Source organism: Cohnella phaseoli, assembly GCF_003386235.1.
In the GTDB taxonomy this organism is placed as follows: Bacteria; Bacillota; Bacilli; order Paenibacillales; family Paenibacillaceae; genus Cohnella; species Cohnella phaseoli.
In genome coordinates this window covers 154,306-172,770 of the sequence record NZ_QRDZ01000018.1, presented here as the reverse complement: position 1 = coordinate 172,770, position 18,465 = coordinate 154,306, and the positions used below count along the sequence as shown (strand labels likewise).

Here is an 18,465-nt window from a genome sequence, read left to right as displayed (position 1 = left end):
GTATTTCCCTGTGTTTACATGGTTTTCATTGCCCGGTTCCTGTATTATACTTGTCCAAAGATTAACTGATCTACAACATTGCGTTATCGGAATGTTAAATTTCTCACAGTTGAAGCTCCCCCATACAGTATGATGGACCGCTCACTGTTCCATCGTATCGGCTTCTTGCTCCAAACCGGGATCGTGCTATTCAATAATGCGGACGTGCCGCAGCAGCCGTTTTAGAAGCACGACCGCCTGAGCCCGAGTAGCCGTCTCCGACGGAGCAAACGTGCCGTCCGGCATGCCGGAGACAAGGCCTGCAGCAGCCATTTGCGCCACCGAAGCTTGCGCCCACGGAGAGATCGCGTCCTTGTCCGGGAAAGCTTCCCTTCCCGCACTCCCCAGATTCGCTGCATCCTCCTGTCCGCCCGCGACCGACAAAGCCTTAGCGATCATCACTGTCATCTGCTCGCGGGTGATCCGCTCGTCCGGCGCAAACCGTCCCTGCGCCGTACCGCTGACCAGTCCGGTGTTCGCAGCCGCTTCCACGAAGGTCGCGTACCAAGCTCCTGTAGGAACGTCCGAGAACTGCGAGTTTCCGCCATCCAGGCTCGCTGGCAAGCCCAGCCCTCGAACGAGCAATGCGACGAATTCCGCCCGCGTCACGTCCGCGTCAGGTGCGAAGCGACGATCCGACAGCCCGCGGACGATCAGCTTGGACGCAAGCAGCTCGATGTCCTTCTTCGCCCAATGCCCGTCAAGGTCGACGAATCCTGCACTCGTTGCCAGCACGGCGTATATGCCGTCTTGGGGAGCGCTCATTGCAATCTCCCGTTTCCCGTCCGGGCGCAGCGCAAGCTTAGCCGGAACGAAGGAGATCGTTCGGGCTACGGAATCGTAGCGGACGGCCGTCCAGCTCTCCAGTCGGCTGTTCTCTTCCAGTACGATGGCACGAACCGTATCCATTATTCCGGAATCTCCGAAATTCGTGCCGTGGCCGACCGCCGACTCGGCGGAAATCCGGTAAGCGACGGCATTCCCAATCAATTGGGCGCCGCTCGCGGACGCCGCTCGGCCAAGTTCCTGCCCCATTTGTCCTGTAATCCGCTCCATCGTTACGTTAACGTTCAAATCCTTCACTTCCGCCCCTAACTGCGCCGCCAGCCCTTGCAGATCCAGCTCTCCGACGACGAACCGGAAGCTGGAGGCATTGAGCCGCACTTCGATAACGGCGTGCGGAACGGCCGCATCCGTTCGCGCCAACCATTCGGCAGGCAGCTGCACCCGAATCTCGCGTTCGGAATCGCTCGCCGCGATCGTCAGCTTCGGCTTGGGGGCTTGTCGCAGCAAGTCGAGCGCCGCATTCAGCGTACTCTGATCGAGGTCGACCCGTTCTGAGAAGTCGCCTTTCGGCTTTGCGACCTTCTTGATCCTATCCGCGTCTACCGTTACGATCACCCCGCCATCGGCATCCATGGCTACCGGATTCTTGCCCGTGTCCGGAGCGACTGCCATCCCCGAAGACGAAGACGAACTCGAACTTGAGCTCGACGGAGTTCGGTATAAGGACACGTTGTAGAAGTTCTGCGCCCCGTTCAACGCCGTAACGACGATGCGGAGTGCATTTGTTCCCTCGCGAAGCGCGAAACGGCCGCTTGGCGAACCGCTGGCGACCGTCAGCGGTTCGCCGTCGTTGACGCTGGCTTCAATCGTATCCCCGGCATTCGCCGCAACCGGTGTGGCGGTAACTTCGAATATGCCAGCTGCGACGCTAGCCGCATAGTTGAACGTGCTTCCCACAAACGCAGGGTCCAGCTCCCCCGCCGAGAGCGCAAGCCCGCTCAGTACCGCGGACGAAGCGTTCATCCGAAAGCGGTTCGTGGTTGCGTTCGCCGGATTGCCGGTACCGTCCTTCGCACGAATGTGCAAATACCATTCCCCTTCGACCCCGCTCTTCGACAGCGTCTGTCCGTTAGAGAACAGGTTCCAGTCGGAGAAAGGAGCCACCGGGTCGGTCGACCATACATACTGCAGCGTCGAGGAGTCTATGCCGCCGCCGGAGTCGCTTACGGTCACCGAGGTGGACGCGTTATAAACCCAAGCCTCGCTGCCGTTTGTTCCGAAATCGATCGACGGTGGAGGCGGACTCGTCGTATCCACTTTAAAGGCAAGCATCCCTCCTACCGTCGTATTGCGACTGTCCTCGGCCGTAACCGTAATCGTATAATCTCCGTCACTCAACCCAGAAAGCGAGAACTTGCGGTTAAGCGGAATCGCGCTGCCGCCGTCTAATATCGCTCCGTAAGTCGCGCTAATAACGGAAAAGTTCGAGGTGTCGCGAACGTCGTACTTGACGGCAATCGGTTCTCCCTCCGTTTCGTGAAACAGGCTGCCTGTCACCGAAAGCGTATCCTGTCCCGGATGAAGACTGTACGTCGTCGCAGCCAGCGGATCGACGGCGATCCCCATTCCGAAGGCCCGCAAGTACGGATACAATTCGCCGGGACGGAAGCCCCACACCGTCGGGTCCCAATCGGCGAAAGGACCGGACTCCTTCATTTCCTCCGTCGTCATTCCCGTTCCCCCGGCACTGTTCGTCCAACCTGTGGTGTCTTTATTCCAGTAGGACCGCGGAGCGGAGCTGCCGCCGTCGCCTCGACCGATCAGTCCGCCGATAGAACCAGAGTCGGAAATTATGCTCCCCAGTGCGTATGAATCCTTAACGATGGAAGTCGACGAGGCATAACCTGTCAATCCCCCGGCTTCGCCACCGCTCGCTTTGATGCTGCCGGCCGCGAAGGAGTTGCGGATCGTACCGGCATTCATACCCGCTAGACCGCCGACTCTGATCCATCCTCCAACATTAACGACCGCGTATGAATCGAAAATACTTCCCTGGCCGGTGACGGTGCCGACCAGCCCTCCTGCGTTGCTCTGCAAAGCGTCCACTTTGCCGGTTGCATACGAGCTTTCGATCTTTCCGGCGATTAGATTGCCTGATACGGCCCCAACTGCTTCTTTCCCCCTAATTTGCACATCGATCAGGCGAATGTTAAGCAGTTGCCCTTGGTTTCCCGAAGAACCGATTCTTCCAATAAGACCGACGAAGCTCATGGAAGGGCGGTCGATCGTCAGATTGCGGATGACGTAGCCGTTCCCGTCCAACGTTCCTGTGAAAAGATTGCCGGTATTATCATCCATGGCTCCGATCGGCATCCACCCACCGGCGTCCGGACCGGCACCGTCGTAATCGTACCCAGCCAGATCGATATTTGCTCCCAGCCGGTAATGTGCCGACAGGTCGATCCGAATATCGGACAGCCCGGCGGCATCCATAATGACAAACGGACATTCTGCTGTACCGTCCCCCTCCGGACTGCAAGCCGCATGAGCTTCTCCGGACCCCCATACTATCGAAAACGCCTGAGAAACCAACATAAAAATAAGCGCATACAGAAACATTTTTTTCATCGTTTGTGCTCCTTTCCATGGATTCTATCGAACAAGAGCGAAACTTGACAAGTCTAATATAAATCAGCGAGCGACATCCGTCCATTCCCTCCGCAACCTGTATGCGGAAGATATGGATCTCACCTCCAGAGATAGCGTTATACGCTCAGGCCAGACTGGGCTACATCCAACTCTTGAAGTAGATAAAGGGCAGTTCCAGCTTGTCACATGATCGGGCCTATCATATAAGAGCCTCCGAATGTTCCAAGCACACTCCGAGACGTTCCCACATATACATAAGGTGGTGAAATTTTTGTTCAGAACAGGGGGCTTGGCTTAGTCATGATGCGCGAAGAGGAACAGCTTGAGCTGGAGACGGCGATATCGGATATTACGAAAATAGCGGAAACGTTCGGACTCGATTTCTATCCGATGCGGTACGAGATCTGTCCGGCGGACATCATCTATACATTCGGCGCTTACGGAATGCCGACCCGCTTCAGCCATTGGAGCTTCGGCAAGACTTTTAACCGGATGAAAATGCAATACGACCTTGGCCTCAGCAAAATTTACGAGCTCGTCATCAACTCCAATCCCTGCTACGCTTTTCTGCTCGACGGCAACTCATTGGTACAAAACAAGCTGATTGTCGCCCACGTGCTCGCCCACTGCGACTTCTTCAAGAACAACGCCCGTTTCTCCGTCTCCAATCGCAATATGGTCGAGAGCATGTCCGCCGCAGCCGAGCGCATCAGCGGCTACGAGATTGAATACGGAACCGCAGAGGTTGAACGCTTCCTTGATGCGGTCATGGCGATCCAAGAGCATGTCGATCCCGTCATCCGTAAGCCATACGGTCTCGATCGGAAACATTATATCGAGGCGCAGCAGCGACGCGAGAAGAAGGACCGGAGCGCTAACCAGCTCTCCTCTCCCTACGACGACCTGTGGGATCTGGAAAAGCAGGATCAGGCGAACGAGGAATCGAACGAAGATCCCAAACGTTTTCCGGTTAGTCCGGAGAAAGACATCGTTTGGTTTGTCCAGCAGTTTTCTCCTGTGCTGGAGGATTGGCAGCGAGACGTCATGAGCATTATCCGCGAGGAGATGCTTTACTTCTGGCCGCAAATCGAGACGAAAATTATGAACGAAGGCTGGGCTTCGTACTGGCACCAAAGAATCATGCGCGAGCTGCCGCTGACGAGTGAGGAGACGGTCGAATACGCCAAGCTGAATTCGGCGGTCGTGCAGCCCTCCAAGCACTCCCTTAATCCGTACTACCTTGGGCTTAAAATTTTCGAGGATATCGAGAAGAGATTCGGCCGCGAGAAAATATTCGAAGTGCGCGAGCTCGATTCCGACGCTTCCTTCCTGCGCAATTATTTGACGAAGGAGCTGACGGAAGAGCTGGATTTGTACATTTTCGAGAAAAAGGGCCAGGAGTGGAAAATTACCGATAAAGGCTGGGAGAACGTACGCGATCAGCTCGTATTCTCTCGCGTGAACGGCGGCTTCCCTTATATGGAGGTAACGGATGCGGACTATCAGCGAAGCGGCGAGCTGTACGTGACGCACCAGTACGAGGGCACCGAGCTGGACCTGAAGTACGTCGAAAGAACGCTCCCCTATCTCGTTGCGCTGTGGGGCAAAAACGTGCATCTGGAAACATTCTGCGACGACAAAAAAGTGCTGTTCACTTGCGACGGCAAGAGGACGAACCGGCGTAGCGTATAAAAGGACAGGAGGTTATCCGCCAGTTGGATAGCCTCCCTTCCATATTTGGAGAAGCGGGTATATTTTATCCTCTGACCCCGATAGCAAGGCATACGGAATCTCAGACTTTCCTGATTTTCATTTAACTGCTACGCGTGGACTATTATCGGGAATGTTGTCATCGTGTACAAGGTTGATCATACGCAAAAATGTGTCCTTATAGATGCTTGTTATTTTGCTAACTCCGGTAGCGCCCACCATATCTTCTGGGGAATTGACCCTGACGAAGAATGACAAAATGCCAAGAAGCATGCTGTGATGCGGCACTCTTGGCATTTTGTCTTTTTCGTTGTCTCTCTCCCTAGATTTTAAACCGGGAAAGCTTCTCAAGCAGCTCCTGAACCATGTTACTGAGAGCCGCCGAAGAGGAGGCTACCTCCTCCATGGAAGCAAGCTGCTCCTCTGACGCCGATGCAACGTTCTGCGAGCTGTCAGCAGTTTCTCCCGCAAGCCGCGTCAGCTCCCCGATTGCAGCTCCGACCTGGTCCGAGCCTGCGTTCATCTGCTCCGAGATCGCCGACACTTCTTGGATCTGCCCGTTCACCCGCTGCATCTCCTCTTCTACCGCTCGGAAGATCGTTGCGCATTCCAGCACGTAGCGTTCTCCCGACTCGAGTTCGAACGCTCCCTGCTTCATCCGTTCCGCAGCCTGTACCGTTTCCTCCTGAACGGAACGAATCATGCCCGAAATTTGTTCTGCGGCGTGCAGCGTCTGATCCGCAAGCTTACGAACCTCCGACGCGACGACAACAAAGCCCCGCCCCTGTTCTCCCGCGCGTGCCGCTTCAATCGCAGCGTTGAGCGCCAGCAGGTTCGTCTGGTTGCTGATACTGGAAATCAGACCGACAATGCCGCCGATTTCCTTGGAACGGTCGCCCAGCCGCTCCATCAATTGCTCGGCCTCGGATACCGTGTGCCTAACGCGGGACATCTGTTCTCCCGCTTGGCCGATTCGCGTATTGCCCAATTCGGTATGTGCCTGCACCTCCTGGGCGGATGCAGAGACGGCCTCGGAGGAATCGGAAATTCTGCGAATGCCCGCAGCCATCTCCGCCATTGCCCCGGCTGTCTCGCGGGTATGACGATTTTGCGCCTCGGCGCCTGCTGCGACCTGCTCGATTGATTTAGCGATCGTCTCAGAGGCGAGGCTTGTCTGCTCCGCGCTTGCCGTCAATTGCTGGGACGTAGCGCCAACCGACATCGACAAATCCGCCACCAGGTGAAACATGCCGCGCAGTTCGGCAGTCATCCGGTTGAAATCTCCGGCCAACTGACCGAATTCGTCTTTGCTGCGTACGGCTACCTGCTGCGTAAGATCTCCCCCCGCCATTCGTCCGACAACGCCGGCGAGCGAACGAACGTGCCGGATAATCATAATTCGGGTCAGCATAGCAAGAACGACGCCCAGCACGACAATCCCGACCACACTGACGACCTGGACGGCGAATCTGGCCTTGTTGTACGATGCCAGGATTTGTTCCTTAGGAATTACCGCTTCCGTATACATCACGACTCCGGCTTCGGCCACCCGAATCGGATACAGCATATGCAGCGATTCCCCGGCTGACGCATCTTCTACGTATGCTTTGCTCGCCCCGTCCGTTTCCAGCTTGGCGAACAGCGCCTGCTTCCCTGTGGTGTCGCCATATGGCTGCGAGATCAACTCCGGCATTTCCGGGTGAACGGCATAATTGCCGCTTAATGTCACCATCGTGACGTAACCGCCCATCGGCGTATACTCCGCTGCTCGCTGCTGTAAGCTCTCCAGCGTAAAATCAACTCCGACGATGCCCAGAAAACGGTCCTGAGCATCGATAATCGGGACGAGCAACGACGTCATTTGCACCGACTGTCCGGCGATTTCGTATGCGAATGGCTCAAGCAGGGTCGGTTTTTGGGATTGCTTCGGAATATGATAAAAAGCTCCGGTCTCTTCCTCCTCGTAGCCTACGATCGGTTCGACAATGATTTCTCCGTTGCTGCGCACGACGTAAGGAATCAAACGTCCGGTTCCGTCATGCGACGACTTGCCGGCCCACTGCGCGTCCTTGCCGTCGAAGGCGTTCGGCTCCCAGAGCGTATAGGTGCCGAGAAGTTCCGGATAATCTTCAAGCGTAGCTCTCAGCAACTCAATCACTTGCTCCCGAGACAAGGTGCCGCTATCCTTGGCCTGCAGCAGCACGCGCTTTAGCATATCGAGTTCCTGCTTAAAGCCCTCCAGCTTCCCCTCGAACTCGCTGCCGAACTGCTGCCCGGCAAGCTCGGCTTCGGCCTCTCCCCGGCTAAGACTCATTTCCTTTAAGCTGTTTAAGTTCAACTGCACCATAACCACAAATACAACAATCAGGGATACAGCCAAACAAGCGATAAACTTGGCCGTTAAAGAAAAGCCGCTCTTCTTTTTCACCATTCTCCCACACTCCCGCGCAGTTATACGACATTTATCGACATAACTTGACACTTTCTGAATGGTCTTTTGTTCCGAACAGAAAGGAATGATAAGGAAATCTTCATAGTTGAGTAAAGATGGCGGCATTGGTTTAATCTACATATAAATACTTCGATGAATAGGAGAGATTCCATGACCCCGACTACCGAAACGCCTCAACGTCCCGCCTCCTTTCCGCCTCAGCATCAGAACAACCAGCCGGGCATCGAGATGAATATGAATCCTCGCCCGGAAGCCGAATCCCCTGTCTACAAGCCGGCCGGCAAGCTGACAGGCAAAGTCGCGTTGATCACCGGAGGAGACAGCGGCATCGGCCGCGCGGTGTCCATCGTCTACGCCAAGGAAGGCGCGGATGTCGCAGTTCTATATTTGAACGAGGATGTCGATGCCGAAGAAACGAAGCGGCAGGTGGAAGCCGAAGGACGACGTTGTCACCTGATCAAAGGGGATATCGGCAATGCGGCGTTCTGCAAGCAAGCGGTAGAGCAGGCCGTCGGCGCCTTGGGCCGTTTGGACATTCTGGTGAACAACGCCGCCGAGCAGCATCCGCAGGATAAGATCGAGCAGATTACCCCTGAGCAGTTGGAGAGAACGTTCCGGACGAACGTATTCGGCATGTTCTATTTGACGCAAGCGGCGATGCCGCACCTGGCTTCCGGTTCCGCGATTATCAATACGGCCTCAATCACCGCTTATCGCGGCAGCCCAACCTTGCTCGACTACTCGGCGACCAAGGGAGCAATCGTCTCCTTCACCAGGGCGCTCTCGCAAAACGTCGTCGGACAGGGCATTCGCGTCAATGCCGTAGCGCCGGGCCCGATCTGGACGCCGCTTATTCCTTCAACGTTCGACGCCCAAAAGGTATCGCAGTTCGGCTCCGATACGCCGATGAAACGGGCCGGACAGCCGGACGAGCTTGCGCCGGCTTATGTTTACTTGGCCAGCGAGGATTCCTCGTATGTCGCCGGACAAGTGCTGCATGTGAATGGCGGCGAGGTTGTGAACGGGTAGCGTAAAAAGGAGCTGTGCCAGGGCGCTTATGCCCGGAGCAGCTCCTTTCTTTTATCCATGCGCTTCCTTCAGCTTCACGAAAGCAAAGTCCGTTCGATAGTAACGGATCATCACCGCCAAGCCAAGCGCTACGAGGTAAGAATAAAGCGAAAGCCATGCGCCCATGCTTCCCCACTTGAAGACGATGACGAACAGATAAGCCAGCGGTACGAACATACAAAAGCTGAGCACGAGCGAAGCTTTCATCAGGAATGTCGTATCCCCGATTCCTCTCAGACCACCCGCATAAAAATTGTAGAGGCCGTCGAAAATTTGCAAGTAAGCCGATACCTGAATCAAAAGCGCCACCAGCTCGTACACGTCGGGATCTTTGCTGTATATCCTCGCTATTGGTACGGCCCAGATTAGTTCGACCGTCCCAAGCAAAATCAAAAATATCGCGCCGAGCACAGCCGTATTCGTTCCCGCCTTCTTCGCCTTGTCAGGCCTGCCCTCCCCGATGCCCTGTCCGACAAGAATCGTCGCCGTCGAACCAAAGGCAAAAGCAGGCATAAAGCCGAACGACATGACGTTAAGTGCCAGCTCATTGGCCGCAGCCGCCAAATCTCCAAGCGTAAGGACAAACATCGTGAAGATATACATCGAAATGCTCATCGAAAATTCCTGCAGCCCCAGCTTCCCGCTCTCCTGGGAAATCAGCTTAAGCTCATTCCAATCCGGTTTTTGCAGCTTCCGCGTCTGATACCGTTTATGCATCGGCCCCCAAAACATGAGCAAACAGATGACCAGTTGCACCGCTTCGCCGATCAGCATCGCGTAGCCCGCGCCGATAATGCCCATATTCGGCATGCCCCAATGTCCATACGTCAAGCCGTATGTCAGTCCGATCATTAGAACATTCGCCGCAATGGATACAAACATTGAAGTTCTAGTGTCTCCTACCCCTCGGAAGAAACCGTGGAAAACAAAGCTGATAATGCCGAAAGCCATAGCATAGAAGCGTAATTTCAAATATTCGCTACCAGTAGCAAACAACTCAGCCGAGCCGCCGGTCATTTTCAGTACCGCTCCGCTGGCCAGCCAGCCGACGATCGCGATGAATATCGCCACGCCAAAGCTTACGACCAACGCCAAGTACATGCGCTGCATGCCCTTGCGCATTTCTCCTACGCCGAAATTTTGCGCGACGAGGTAATTGATCGAGTGTCCGATCCCCGAGAAGATCGCAAACACGTTGTACATAATGATATTGGATACGCCAACTACAGCAATAACCACAAAGCCGAGATCACCGACAATAATCAGATTGATCGTACCGGTCATCGTCTGTGTGGCAAAGGCGAATAACGATGGAAGCGCCAGTACAAGAATGCCGTACCAGCTCTTAAGCAGTTTCATGAAGTCCGTACCTTTCCCCAATAAGAATGATTTCAATCTCACCATTCTGCCGGAGAAAACGATCGTAGTCAATAGCGAGAATTGCCGTCAAAAAGCGATTCTTTGGCGATTTGCTTTTTCGCTTACGACAAAAAGAAAGAGCCGCTGCGCGAACGCGCAGCAGCTCCTCCCGACCCTAAATCATCAAGCTTATTGATTGAACTTGCCAGACATGATTTCCTGATTCTTATGCCATTGTTCCGTCTTCCACTCGAGAAGCATGTCGTAGCCTGCAGCTTCGGCATCCTTCTGCGCCTTATCGAGAATCTGATCGACTTCTGCATCGTTTTTCGCTGTCAACGTTCTTGCCAGCACTTCGTTGAAGATGTCGTCAACCGCTTGACGAGCATAGCCTTCCGGAGAATCCGGATCCGGAGTCAGGTTAGAGAACTCCGTATGGTCGGCTTGCGTTTTCCACGATACTTCCGATTGAACCTTGGAAATCCAGCTTTGCTCTTCCGGCGGCAGTTGGCCTTGAGCTTTAATTTTGCCGCGGTCGTTCAGCTTGGCGTTGCCGACCCACCAGACGTCTTGGTTCTCTGCTTCGATTTCAGCAGCCTTCTTCACGTCCAGCTTATCCGTGAAGTTCGGGTAGCCTTCATCGTCGAAGCCTTGCCACATTTCGCCTTCAGGACCGTAGTGCAGAATCGCATGACCTTCCGAACCTGTCATCCAATCCAGGAATGCAAATACTTTTTCCGGATCTTTAGCGCTCGTCGTAATTACCGCGGCGTTCCAACCCAGCGTGGAGTACGAGCCTGGGAAGATTTTGTTTCTGTCCAGACCTGCTTTGTGAATCGGCCAGGTCATGAAGTAGCCCGGATGGCCTTGCTTTTCAAGCTCGATCTGAGCTAGCATGCCGTTCTCCGTGGGGGAAGAAGCTGCATAGACTGCCACCCGGCCTGACGTTACTTTTTCCTTAATGTGGTCAAGCGTTTGCGTCATGGCATCCTGCGCCATCAGACCTTCGCGATACAGCTTGGCGACATATTTTTGCGACTCGCGGAAAGCCGGATCGGTCAAGACGGAAGTCAGCTTGTCGCCGCGAGGAATCGCCCGCATCTGATTGCCGAGATACCAGTACAGCGCATTTTCTTCAAAGGCGGTGTACAAAAGGCCGATACCGTGAAGATCCTTGGCCAAGTGCGGCTCGAACGGAATGACATCTTTGTACTTCTCTTTGACCTTCTTCAAATAGTCATACAGGTCATCGGTCGTTTCGAGCGAAGGCGCGCCGAGCTCGTCGTAGATCTTCTTGTTAACGAGGTAGCCGGCATTGCCGAACGGCTCGTCGTTATACCAGTTCGGGAACATGTACAGCTTGCCGTCCGCCGGGGAACGCAGCATGTTCAGCACTTCGGAGTTCAACCATTTTTTCAGGTTCGGATACTTCTCGACATAGTCGTCCAGCGGAACGAGCATGCCCGCTTCGCGCAGACGCTCGACGTTGGCGCCGCGGTCGCCCCAGATCACGTCCGGCAGTTTGCCGTCGGCGATCATCGTAGTCAGCTTTTGCTCATGGTTGCCCGACGCCTTGATCGGCGTCATCGTCACTTGAAGCTTTTCTTTCGCGTAACGGCCAAACGGGGTGCTCTCCCATTCCGGTGCATCGGACCAGCCGTAATGATGGTAAACGGAGAATTCCAGCGGCTCAGAACCCACTTGCCAAATGTCGGGAGCTGCCTCTTCGCTTGCAGGCTGAGACGCGCTAGGCGACGTGGCGGATGAGGTCGGCGACGGGCTTGCTGCGCCCTTGTTGCCGTCTTCACCCTTGCCGCTACAGCCGGCAAGAATGGCTGTGAGGGCCAGGGAAGTGGCCAACAAAGCGGACGAAAGTTTTCTTACTTTCACTTGCGGATTACCCCTTTCAATTTAAGTATTGTATATGTTCAAAGCCTTGCGGCTTATCCCCGAATCTGGGAACTACTCTTTCAATGAACCGATCATAACGCCTTTGACGAAATACCGTTGGAGGAACGGATACAGCATGATGATCGGCAACGTCGCGACCATCATCGTCGCCATGGAGATCGACTTGGAGGTTACCTTTTGCATCTTTTCTATACGCGCTATGGCTCCGGAGTCGGCGGAAGAGAGAAAATCCGTGACCGTGCTGGCATTAATGATTTGCCGCAGCATCGTCTGAACCGGGATCAATTTCTCGTTCGAGATATAGATCGTCGCCACGAACCAGTCGTTCCAGTGCGCAACGGCAGTGAACAAGCCAAGCGTCGCGAGCACCGGTCCCGAGAGCGGAAGCACGATCCGAAAGAACGTCCCCCAGTTTCCGCAACCGTCTATTTTCGCCGATTCCTCCAGTCCCGCCGGAAGCCCCCTGAAGAACGTCCGGAATATGATCATGTTCCACACGCTGATCATCCCGGGAATGATATATACGAGGAACGTATCGATCATTCCCAGTGAGCGAATGAGCAGGAATGACGGGATCAAGCCGCCGCCGAAGTACATCGTAATGATGAAGAAGATCATAATATATTTGCGGCCGATCAACTCGCTCTTGGACATTCCGTAAGCAAGCAATGCGGTCATGAACAGCGCGGTCAATGTACCGATGATCGTACGAGCGATTGTCACTACGAATCCGTTGAGCAATCGGTCGTCCGAGAATACGATATTGTAATTCTCCCAAGTAAAAGCCCTGGGCCAGAACGTTACTCCGCCCTTGGCGGTATCCGCCCCGACGTTGAAGGATATGACGATCGCATTCCAGAACGGATACAAGGTAGAGAACGCCAGCAAGGCAAGTAAAACATAGATAAAAGTCATAAGCACACGATCGGACAATCCTAAACGCATGTTACAGTCAGCCTCCTTGTATGCCTGAGCGGATTACCACAGACTATTGCCCGATCTTCGTGCGGCGTAGTTCGCCATGACTAGAAGTCCAACGCTGATCAGCGCCTTGAACAAGCCGATTGCCGTCGCGTACGAATATCGATAGTTCTGCAAGCCGATTCGATAGACGTATACATCCACGACGTCGGAGACGTTGCGCAATGCCGGGTTGTTCGCCAGCAGCAGGATATCTTCAAAGCCGGCGTTCAGCAATTGCCCGATCGCCAGAATCAAGAAGATCGTTACGATCGGAATAATCGACGGGAAAGTAATGTAGCGTATTTGCTGCAGCCGGGTAGCTCCGTCGATCTGTGCCGCTTCATATTGATGCGGATCGATAGAGGCGATCGCCGCGAGATAAACAATGGAGGCAAACCCGATTTCTTTCCACACGTTGGACGAGACAAGAATACCCCAGAAATACTCGGACATCGAAAGGAAGTTCACGGGTTCGGCAATGAATCCTAGCTTCATGAGCAGCATGTTGATGCTGCCATTATCCACAGACAACAACGAAATAACGAGATTGGCTACAACAACCCACGACAGGAAGTGCGGCAAGTAGGTCACCGTCTGGACCGTACGCTTGAACGCCATGTTGCGGACTTCATTCAACATTAGAGCTAGAATGACCGGCGCCGGGAATCCGATCGCCAGCTTGAGCAAACTGATCACCATCGTGTTTCGCAAAACCCGACCGAATTCAGGCGCTTCGTAAAACATCTTAATATGTTTAAGTCCGACCCATTCGTTCGCGAAGATATTGGCACCGGTATGAAGCTTGTAATTCATAAACCCGGTTAGCACGCCGTACATTGGAAAATAGGCAAAGACCAAAATCAGAAGTATACCTGGCCACACCATGAGTTGAATGTCCCATTGTTTGAGCAACCGTTCTCCAAGACTCCTTGGTTTTAACTGCGGTTGGGGCGGATACTTTGTCGTTGTCGATAAATCTGCCATACTACTCCCCTCTCTGCCATTCATGAGCTACGATGTTCTGACTCGCTCCGTCCTTGTTCGAATTAATTGTAAAGGTTCTCAAAACCGTTTCCTATTTGACAGAACAACGAAACTTTATACTTTCTCACGATATATCGCTCATAAAATGTATAAAATGAAAAATCCCGCTTCGATCGCGAAAATGCGACAAGCGGGATTGCTTTTTCTCGTGCTTATTTTTTGAACGCAACGATGCGCAGTCTTCGGTAATCCGCCGTCCACCGGCTGCCGTCATAGAGAGCGCCCTTCACCCTCTCCGCCGATTCTTCGATCCACCGCTTAGCCTCCTCGGCTGTCGCGCTCGGAAACATTGCCGTTCCGAACATTCCTAACCAATCCCTCATTCCAGCTTCGCCGTTCTCGAGCAGCGTCGGCCGGTCCAGCAGCAGGGCTGTCCGAACCTCCATTCCGTACTTCTCCAACATTGAAGCATACTCCCCTACCGAGGGGAAATACCAGGGCATTACGAACCGCTCCTCTACTCCCAGTTCTCGCAACGTTAACCGCGTCGCCGCAACAATCGCTTGCACATTCCCTTTTCCGCCAAATTCCGCAACCAGCCGTCCTCCCGGCTTAAGTCCGGATAAGAAGCTACGAATTGCCGCCTCTGGCTCCCTCATCCAATGCAGCGCCGCATTGCTGAAAACGGCATCGTATTGGAAGTCGGCTCGCCAGCCCATCCCATCTACACAACGAAACTGAAGCTTCGGATATTTCTTCTGCGCCCTATCGACCATTTCCGAGGAAATATCAAGACCGTATACACTTGCGCCTCTCTCTGCAATCGCAGCTGCCAGATCCCCCGTCCCACAGCCGAAATCAATAACCGTCTCCCCTTCCTTCGGATCCAGCCATTCAATCAAATCTTCACCGTAACGCGACACGAAACCCATCATTTTGTCGTACCCGTCTGCTTCCCAATGCACCTTTTGCTGATTCTCCGCCATCCTGATCCACTCCCCGATTTTGTTGGTACATCAGTTATAACACCTTTCCAGCGATTGATTAAATATATAATAATTATATTATTTATAGTTTTAAACTATAATCATTAAATAGCTTACTCAACCCTCTCCTGGATACACATCATACCTATATAGAAAAAAACCAAACCTAGGCGGCTTGGCTTTTGTTTCCTTATGGCTATAATGCAGTTCACTTCTTCCAGAACAACGACGGCCTTAAGATCGCTTTAGTCTTATAATCCGCACTCTCTTCTTTAGCCAGATGTTGCACCTTACTCACATTCGCTTCCGACACGGTAGCAAATTTGCTGTCACCACCCCAAGGATGCTCAAAGTAAACCTTTCGAGCCTTTGGATCAAAAGCCTTCGCTTGATTCAAATTTACGATATTCGTTCTGTCTAAGCGCTCAAAGCCAACATCTTTTAATACAATCAGCAATTCCTCAAGAGTGGTGGGATAATAATACATAGCATCCTTAGTCTGAAACACTGGTCCATCCGGTGTAGGACGAATTAGAACGACATCCGCAGGATCAATTTTTACAGGATTTCCTTCAGAGTCAAGAAGAGCTATGTACGACATTTTCTTTCCCTCCAATCCTTGAAGTCTGTTACTACTTTAATTCTTCCGGTACTTCCGGTCTATGCAATATCCAAACGCAAGCTGTACTAACAAATAATATCGCCAGCAGCCCCAGTCCCTTGGAGAAGGTCAATACGATCTTCTTTTTCATCTTATTTCCTCCCTTCTTGTTTCGGTATAAGCAATATGGCGTGAAACAATGAAACCGTAACAAGAGATGCATCAAGCCAGTAAAAATTACTAGCTACTACTGCCAATGAGACTAATTTCATATAAATATAGTATTTCTCAGGAATTCTTGCATATCCTTTTATGTTTCTTGGAGCATATATAATAATAAACAGTAAATTCACACCGATTAAATATGGCAGCCATTCTAAAGGAATATGAATTAATGGCGCAGCGCAAATCAGAAGAACCGACAGTACCGTGCAAAGTAATGAAGAATGTAAATGGTAGCCACCAGCAAAAAAACGGAGAATAATAAAATAAAGCAAAGTGTAGGCAGTAACTGTAAAACTATCTAAAAATAACGCAACGAAAATTATAAAAAATGTGGTAATAGTAGCGTGTAATATAATATACAAAGAATAAGCCATCACTGCAATACTAGGAGTATTTTCAGGCTCTTGTTTCTTTAAATATCCGGCTATTTCATTTGAAATTTTTCCGATCACTTTGACCATCCTTCCGAACGGAAAAATAGATGAGTATTACTAATATGACCAGTATTGTAGCTGTCACAATATACACGTAATAGGGCAAATAAACGGATGAAAGGTAGAAAACATTAACCATCACAATTACAACGATGGCTATTAGCAAGAAAAGATAGAACAACCTATTTCCTTTTAACGATTGCTTGAAGAAACGACTGTTGGATTCGATATAGCTAAAACCGCCATTACTCAAATGTATGAACAAAGATATAATGCATAGCATAAAGGCTGTGGCTAGTTGTAAAAGAAATCCATTGTTCGTATAAGGAAGCACTTCGGAAAACACATTAAATCTAATACAAATATTTACAAGCAGCCATTGAACCAAAGAAAAAACCACAAACGTTATAACTACCATGGTAGTGGAATGTATCAGCCTTACGCGTAAAATAATAGTCGTCAAAAATATGAACAGAAAAACATTAATGAGTGCAGATACCGATTGCAACGACTCTACCTGCAAAGTGTTAGAAACAAAAGCCAGAATAAAGGAAACGATTGCAAATTTTAAAATATTTTCTTTCACGCTGAATCTGAATAATGTCATAGTAAAAATGAAGAATGACAGGAACTCAATCGTAGATGCCAAGATAAACTTTGCGAATAACATGAAGTGCCCCCAGAAATCAATTATGATAGTCTAGTTCTATTCTATCAAATTATTAAGCATATTTACTCGTTTTTAAATAACCTTCCGTTAAAATAAACAAAATATTAACGTGATATTTGGTATATATTTCATAAAAATACTTAATAGATAAATGATTGACGTAGAATGCTCCACATTACCCATATTTTAATGGTATAAAAGATGTATACCAAACATTGCCTAGCAAGGGAGCCAGCAGTATGCAAGAATTTATCAATTTTCTTAAATTGGATCTCTTGGTGGCGCAGCCTCAGACATTTACTTGTTTATTATTTTGTTTCTCTTTCTTAGATCCGCTGCCTAAGAATCTGTTCAAACGATTGTTAATTATTACGGTTATTCATTCCGTTTACACGGATATTTTGATTCTTATTCTTCCTTTCCCGATCCATTTGTTAAACTCAGTCATCTCCGGAGCATTGCTAGTGTTTATGATCTTCAAAGAATTGCGCCCAAAAACTAAGATATTATTAGTTTTCTTTATGCTGATACTAAGCATGATTACTGACATTATTTCAAGTGCCATCATAGTTTATTCGTTAGGAATATCCACCCACTCTGAAATCATTCGAGAACCGTCTACCTTAATGAGAACGTTGTACCCTCAGCTTCTTTTACTCTTGATCGCTTCTTGGTTTATTCGAAACAAAAACCTGTTTTCCGCCAGACGTTTTTTCTCATTTATTGTAGAAGACAACCGAAAATCTCTAATGCAGGTCATCCTTCTAATTGCCATTCAATTTTGTCTATTAGGAACTATGCAGATTTTACATATCACTTATGACAACAGCAACAAAATTCTTAATGCTATAATGATCTACCTCATCATCCTAGTCAGCCTCCTAGCACTAGTCTCCATCATCCGACTGGTCATTCGCACCAGGGAGCAAGCGGCGAAAACGACGCAAGAGGTGTACATAGACGATATTAACGACATGTTCACATCGATTCGGGGACAGAGGCATGATTTTCTCAACCATGTGCAGGTCATCCATACGATGGCGCAGATGGGCAAGACGGAGCAATTGAAAAATTATGTAGGGGACCTGGTCAAGGAGACCCGGGACGTAAGCGACATCGTTCATCATTCGTCTCCCGCGCTTGCCGCATTCGTTCAGGCCAAGATCGCCGTCTCGCTGGGGAAAGGCATTCAGTTTACTTATGAGCTGCCCGACAAGTGGGAGGCCAAGGAAACGACGATTAAAGTGATCGATATCATTAAAATTATTGGAAACCTGGTAGACAACGCATTCGACGAGACGATGCACCTTCCACAGGAGGAAAGACATGTCTTCGCCTCTATCCGCTCCCAGGAGGACGGCTCAATTGCACTTAAGGTATCCAATCGCGGCCGTGCAATAACAACGGACGATAGACTGCAAATTTTTAAGCCGGGGTATACGACCAAAGGAGAAGGGCACAGCGGGCTTGGACTCGCTATCGTTCAGGAGAGAGTAAAGCATTATAAAGGAGCGCTTGAGCTCGTTTCCGATGAAAAGGAAGGGCTGACCGTGTTCAAAGTATGCCTCCCGGAGGTAAGCGCGTAAGGCATTAGCGGCGTCCCGTAAAGTCCTCTATCTACCTCCATC

13 protein-coding genes are annotated in these 18,465 nt (G+C 51.1%); 3 read left to right on the top strand and 10 right to left on the bottom strand.

The window, feature by feature from the left end:
* Nucleotides 1-186: 186 nt before the first annotated feature.
* Nucleotides 187-3,453, bottom strand: coding sequence for an S-layer homology domain-containing protein (locus DFP98_RS21985; RefSeq protein WP_116062757.1), 3,267 nt, complete (start codon nucleotides 3,451-3,453; stop codon nucleotides 187-189).
* 324 nt (nucleotides 3,454-3,777) lie between these two features.
* Between DFP98_RS21985 and DFP98_RS21980 the strand changes: the two genes are divergently transcribed.
* On the top strand, nucleotides 3,778-5,166 hold the full coding sequence (locus tag DFP98_RS21980) for a SpoVR family protein (RefSeq protein WP_116062781.1): 1,389 nt from the start codon (nucleotides 3,778-3,780) through the stop codon (nucleotides 5,164-5,166).
* Nucleotides 5,167-5,506: 340 nt separating this feature from the next.
* Here the strand turns inward: DFP98_RS21980 and DFP98_RS21975 are convergent, their stop codons facing one another.
* Nucleotides 5,507-7,615, bottom strand: a complete 2,109-nt coding sequence (locus DFP98_RS21975) for a methyl-accepting chemotaxis protein (protein ID WP_181917851.1) — start codon at nucleotides 7,613-7,615, stop codon at nucleotides 5,507-5,509.
* A 171-nt stretch (nucleotides 7,616-7,786) separates the two neighbouring features.
* On the opposite strand from DFP98_RS21975, the gene DFP98_RS21970 reads away from it, so the two are divergent.
* Nucleotides 7,787-8,665: an SDR family oxidoreductase gene (locus DFP98_RS21970; protein ID WP_116062755.1), complete on the top strand. Its 879-nt coding sequence runs from the start codon at nucleotides 7,787-7,789 to the stop codon at nucleotides 8,663-8,665.
* 51 nt (nucleotides 8,666-8,716) lie between these two features.
* On the opposite strand, the gene DFP98_RS21965 is transcribed toward DFP98_RS21970, so the two are convergent.
* The 8 genes from DFP98_RS21965 to DFP98_RS21925 form a co-directional block, all read right to left on the bottom strand.
* On the bottom strand, nucleotides 8,717-10,063 hold the full coding sequence (locus tag DFP98_RS21965) for an MATE family efflux transporter (protein WP_181917850.1): 1,347 nt from the start codon (nucleotides 10,061-10,063) through the stop codon (nucleotides 8,717-8,719).
* Nucleotides 10,064-10,252: 189 nt separating this feature from the next.
* Nucleotides 10,253-11,953 (bottom strand): extracellular solute-binding protein, encoded by a 1,701-nt coding sequence (locus tag DFP98_RS21955; RefSeq protein ID WP_116062753.1) that lies wholly within the window; start codon nucleotides 11,951-11,953, stop codon nucleotides 10,253-10,255.
* Nucleotides 11,954-12,025: 72 nt separating this feature from the next.
* Nucleotides 12,026-12,919, bottom strand: coding sequence for a carbohydrate ABC transporter permease (locus DFP98_RS21950; RefSeq protein WP_116062752.1), 894 nt, complete (start codon nucleotides 12,917-12,919; stop codon nucleotides 12,026-12,028).
* A 33-nt stretch (nucleotides 12,920-12,952) separates the two neighbouring features.
* Nucleotides 12,953-13,921 carry an ABC transporter permease gene (locus DFP98_RS21945; RefSeq protein WP_116062751.1) on the bottom strand — a complete coding sequence of 323 codons (969 nt, stop codon included), beginning with the start codon at nucleotides 13,919-13,921 and terminating at the stop codon, nucleotides 12,953-12,955.
* Nucleotides 13,922-14,133: 212 nt separating this feature from the next.
* Nucleotides 14,134-14,907, bottom strand: coding sequence for a class I SAM-dependent methyltransferase (locus DFP98_RS21940; RefSeq protein WP_116062750.1), 774 nt, complete (start codon nucleotides 14,905-14,907; stop codon nucleotides 14,134-14,136).
* Between the two features lie 208 nt (nucleotides 14,908-15,115).
* Nucleotides 15,116-15,508, bottom strand: coding sequence for a LytTR family transcriptional regulator DNA-binding domain-containing protein (locus tag DFP98_RS21935; protein ID WP_116062749.1), 393 nt, complete (start codon nucleotides 15,506-15,508; stop codon nucleotides 15,116-15,118).
* A gap of 31 nt (nucleotides 15,509-15,539) precedes the next feature.
* A complete protein-coding gene (locus DFP98_RS39195; protein ID WP_181917849.1) occupies nucleotides 15,540-15,659 on the bottom strand; it encodes a cyclic lactone autoinducer peptide in 120 nt (39 codons plus the stop codon).
* Between the two features lies 1 nt (nucleotide 15,660).
* Nucleotides 15,661-16,185, bottom strand: coding sequence for an accessory gene regulator ArgB-like protein (locus DFP98_RS21925; protein ID WP_181917848.1), 525 nt, complete (start codon nucleotides 16,183-16,185; stop codon nucleotides 15,661-15,663).
* 1,449 nt (nucleotides 16,186-17,634) lie between these two features.
* Between DFP98_RS21925 and DFP98_RS39190 the strand changes: the two genes are divergently transcribed.
* Nucleotides 17,635-18,423 (top strand): sensor histidine kinase, encoded by a 789-nt coding sequence (locus DFP98_RS39190; RefSeq protein WP_220377147.1) that lies wholly within the window; start codon nucleotides 17,635-17,637, stop codon nucleotides 18,421-18,423.
* Nucleotides 18,424-18,465 lie beyond the last annotated feature (42 nt).